Raw genomic sequence first — 4,894 nt, 5'->3', positions numbered from 1 at the left:
AAATTTGTGCATTTGCGGTAAACATTAAGTCTGGATGCACATTGTGATTAATCCCTGATGCATCGCGCCTCAATATGGTGGTTAAATAAAAAATCCCGCCTTGGTTTAACCAGGACGGGATTTCATTATTCTAAAAGAATGTGAGATTACTCTCCTCCTTCCATTTTTTCTTTCAATGCAGCTAAAGCATCCAAATCACCTAAAGTTGATTTCTCGTTACTTTGGTTGATTGCTTTAACAGCCTGAGATGTAGAAGAACCTGCTCCTGCTGCACCTTTCTTACCAGCTGCAGGTTTTGCCGTTTTCTCATCTGTTCCTTCTTCGAAAGTACGTGTATGAGAAACAACAATTTTCTTAGATTCTTTGTTGAATTCGATCACTTTGAAATCAAGTGTCTCATCAACTTTAGCGTTGCTTCCGTCTTCTTTACGTAAGTGCTTAGAAGGACAAATACCTTCAACACCGTAAGGAAGAGCTACGATACCCGCTTTATCTTTTGTTTCGATAATAGTACCCTGGTGGACAGAACCTTCTCCGAAGATTGTTTCAAACACATCCCATGGATTTTCTTCCAATTGTTTGTGTCCTAAAGAAATACGACGGTTTTCACGATCGATTTCCAATACAACTACTTCCATTTCGTCACCTACCTTACAGAATTCAGATGGGTGCTTGATTTTCTTTTGCCAGGAAAGATCAGAAATGTGAATCAATCCGTCAACACCTTCTTCCAATTCTACGAATACACCGAAGTTAGTGAAGTTACGAACTTTAGCCTGGTGCTTCGTTCCAACTGCATATTTCGCTTCGATTGCAGACCATGGATCCGGCATCAATTGTTTAATTCCTAAAGACATTTTACGTTCTTCACGATCCAAAGTCAGGATAACAGCTTCAACTGTATCACCAACTTGCATGAAATCCTGAGCAGAACGTAAATGTTGAGACCAGCTCATTTCAGATACGTGAATCAATCCTTCAACTCCCGGAGCGATTTCAACGAATGCACCGTAATCAGCTAAAACAACAACTTTTCCGGAAACTTTATCACCAACAGCTAAGTTAGCATCTAAAGCATCCCATGGATGTGGTTGCAATTGTTTTAAACCTAAAGCGATACGTTTCTTATCGTCATCGAAGTCTAAGATAACAACGTTCAATTTTTGATCCAATTCAACGATTTCTTCCGGGTGGTTAACACGTCCCCAAGACAAATCTGTAATGTGAATCAATCCATCTACACCACCTAAGTCGATGAACACACCATAAGAAGTAATGTTTTTCACAGTTCCTTCCAATACTTGTCCTTTCTCTAAGCCAGAGATGATTTGTTTCTTTTGTTCTTCCAATTCTGCTTCGATCAACGCTTTGTGAGAAACAACTACGTTTCTGAACTCCTGGTTAATCTTAACAACTTTGAATTCCATGTTTTTACCAACATATACATCGTAGTCACGGATTGGCTTAACATCGATTTGAGAACCTGGCAAGAATGCTTCGATTCCGAATACATCAACAATTAAACCTCCTTTAGTACGACATTTCACGTATCCTGTGATTACCTCACCGGAACGCAACACTTCATTCACACGGATCCATGCTTTGTGCATACGAGCTGTACGGTGAGAGATAACCAACTGACCGCTTTTGTCTTCCTGGCATTCTACGAATACATCTACTACATCACCAGCTTTTAAATCCGGGTTGTAACGAAATTCTGAAGCAGGAACAACCCCTTCAGATTTGTAACCAACATTAATGATTACTTCTTTTTTTGAAACTGCAATAACAGTACCTTCAATTACTTCTTTTTCGTTAATTGAAGTAAGGGTCTTTTCATAAACATCAGAAAGCTCTGCACGTTTAATTAAAGTATACCCGTCTAACGCTAATGCGTCCCAATCAAAATCCGCAGATCCCTGCGCGCTAATTTGTTTTGCCATTTGGCTTTTTCTACTTGTATTTCAGGCTGTTTCGTGAGTCCTGAAAGAAATTAATAATAACTGTACGAATCGAAACTACAACGTTTTCAAACAAAAACGGGTGCAAAGATACAACTATTACTTTTATTTACAAAGAGTTGGGTGAATAATTTAAGGCACTATTACGGGAAAGATTTAAGTAGTTTTTAGTTGTGCAACTGATTGACCGTTAAAATATTGAAATCCTAAATCGAAATATAACTACTTTTTTCGCTCGTTTTTTTTCAAAATGAGTGTGTTAAATCAGAGTAAATGAAAATTATTTTTTTCTTAATGATCAATATCTTGTTTGTTAGTGTTTTAAGAGTTTTTGCTTCTGTTTTCGGGAAGGAATCCTTCTTTTTTGTGTAGGAATTTTGCAGAATATTAACGTAGATTTGCACTTCTGTTTGAATAAAAATAAGGCAGGAATCCTAATTGTTAATTTGAGAACATTTGTAGCGCTTTTTGTGAATTAAAACGTAAAATAAAAAATGGGAATGTTAAAAATTACATGCAAGCATAATTAAATTAATTGATATATCACATTATTTGGTTTAACTAATTGATAATAAGTTATTTACAATTTGTTAATCTGAATCAACTAGTTAATAAATTGAATAATATTACTCAATTTTGCTCTTAGAAATTGGATTCTTAAATGTTAATATTCGATTGCAATTATGAATTGAAAAAGAAACGCCAACAAATGTTCACTGGCCTTATCCGAACTAAATCATTTTAGCGTCATTAAAACAACTAATACACTCCGATGAAAACGAAAAAATTACCAGCAAACCCGGATATGGGACGTATCCGCTTTGTACTCTCTGTCGTTCTCTTGATGTTCTCTTATTTTTCCTTTGGACAGCCTGGAAAGAGCGGAGCAGTGACCATTTCTGCTCTCAATACTGTGGTAAATTGCTATAGCCCTGTAACAAACAATGTGACCGCAGGAGCTACTTCCGTTACTGTTAATAACTCAGGCGGAAGCAACTGTAACTGGGAATGCGGTGATATGGTCATGATTTACCAGGCTCAGGGAGCTTCGATCAACACTGCAAATTCAGATGCTTACGGAGCAATTACCGGGTACAACAACTCGGGATTGTACGAATTTAACTATGTGACCTTTGCCACGGGAAATACGGTGAATCTGCAAAATCCTCTTGCGAACAATTATACAGCTACCGGAAGGGTGCAGCTGATAAAAGTTCCTTCTTACACGACTTTAACTGTGAATGCCGGAGCATCTATTGTGCCGATACTGTGGCAGGAAAACGGAAGTTTCAGAAAGGGAGGAGTTGTTGCCATTCACTGCTTGGGAACAGTAACTGTAAACGGGACCATTCACGCAACTTCTTTCGGATTCAGACCTGGTGCAACTGAACAGAATACAACAAGTGCGGGTGCCGGATTGATGGCTTCTTATGTATCGACCAGTTCATATGACGGAGGTGAAAAAGGAGAGAGTATTGCCGGTTTCGGAATAGAATATGCAAACGGACAATATAACAGAGGTGCTCCAGCTAACGGAGGTGGTGGTGGAAATGGCCACAATGCCGGAGGTGGCGGTGGTGCTAACGGATTAAACGGAACTGCCTGGAATGGACAAGGAATTATGTGTTCAACCTGTCCCGGAGCTGCAGCATGGTCTTTAGATCCTTATGTGATTGCGAATGGAAATGTTCTAACTACTTCGTCTGGCGGTGGGCGAGGGGGATATACCTACGGATCAAACAATCAAAATGCTTTGACAGTTGCGCCAAGTAATTCAAGTTGGGGTGGAGATTACCGTGATCCGGTAGGAGGTTACGGAGGAAGACCTTTAACAATCGTTCCGGAAACCAGAATCTTTTTCGGAGGTGGTGGTGGAGCCGGTGACTCAAATAACGGATCAAATTTACCGGGAGGAAGCGGTGGTGGAATTGTTTACATCATTGCGCCAACGATTACCGGTTCCGGAAGCATCCGTTCGGAAGGAGGAGAAGCCGTAAACCAGATCGCGAATGGCACAGGTGCCAATAATGATGCACCTGCCGGTGGTGGTGGTGGTGGAACGATCATTATCAAAGGAACCGTTGCGAATTCATTGACTTTAAGTGCTTTTGGAGGGAAAGGAGGTGATCAGAAAAACATTGTAAATGAGAGTGAAGGTCCGGGCGGCGGCGGCGGCGGCGGTTTTATCGCGATTACTTCCGGTTCACCGACACAAAACATTGCCGGTGGCCAAAGTGGGATGACTTTGTCTACATCCTTAACAGAGTTTGTACAAAATGGCGCAACAGATGGAGGAACGGGGCAATTGGCATCTATTCCGAATACCTTTATCAATTATACGGTAACTGATATCACCGCAACGGTAAACACCCCGGTTTGTGTTGGTTCAGCATTAAATTTCACAACAGTTGTGACTACTCCCGGAGGAACTTATCAGTGGAGTGGTCCGAACGGATTTACATCTACTAACGCGAATCCGACAATAGCAGGAGCAGTTTTGGCGCATACGGGAACTTACCAGGTTATTTATACAACTCCGGGAGGTTGTAAGGACACTTTCCTGATTGCCGCTGTTGTGAATCCGAATCCGGTTATTAACCTGGTCGGGACGAATTTATCCTGTGCAACTCCGTGCAACGGAAGTGTAGCGCTAAACTTCACAACAACGACTACGGCCCCTTATACTTATTTATGGAACAACGGGGCAACAACTCAGAATATTTCCGGTGTTTGTGCCGGATCTTATTCCGTGACCGTAACGGACGCGAATACTTGTACGGCAACTGCCACTACTGCAATTACAGCTCCAACTCCGGTTACGGCAACCATTGTGAAAACAAATGCAACTTGTAACAATACGTGTAACGGATCAATTACTGTAACAGCTTCCGGAGGTACCGCCGGATATCAATACAGTTTGAACGGAGCACCGA

2 protein-coding genes are annotated in these 4,894 nt (G+C 41.0%); one reads left to right on the top strand and one right to left on the bottom strand.

What is annotated here, in order from left to right:
- Positions 1–146: 146 nt before the first annotated feature.
- The gene (gene rpsA / locus Q1V93_RS14275) at positions 147–1,943 is read right to left on the bottom strand and encodes a 30S ribosomal protein S1 (protein ID WP_300665598.1); all 1,797 of its coding nucleotides are present in this window, start codon (positions 1,941–1,943) and stop codon (positions 147–149) included.
- Positions 1,944–2,733: 790 nt separating this feature from the next.
- Here rpsA and Q1V93_RS14270 point away from each other — a divergent pair.
- Positions 2,734–4,894 (top strand): SprB repeat-containing protein (locus tag Q1V93_RS14270; protein WP_300665597.1); only part of this gene is annotated, 2,161 nt, incomplete at its 3' end.

It is taken from the genome of Fluviicola sp. (assembly GCF_030151805.1).
GTDB lineage: Bacteria > Bacteroidota > Bacteroidia > Flavobacteriales_D > Crocinitomicaceae > Fluviicola.
This window is presented reverse-complemented; position numbering and strand designations above follow the sequence as displayed.

Bases quoted from the DNA above. Each gene is read 5' to 3' on its own strand.
- rpsA (WP_300665598.1), bottom strand. From the start codon at position 1,943: ATGGCAAAACAAATTAGCGCGCAGGGATCTGCGGATTTTGATTGGGAC.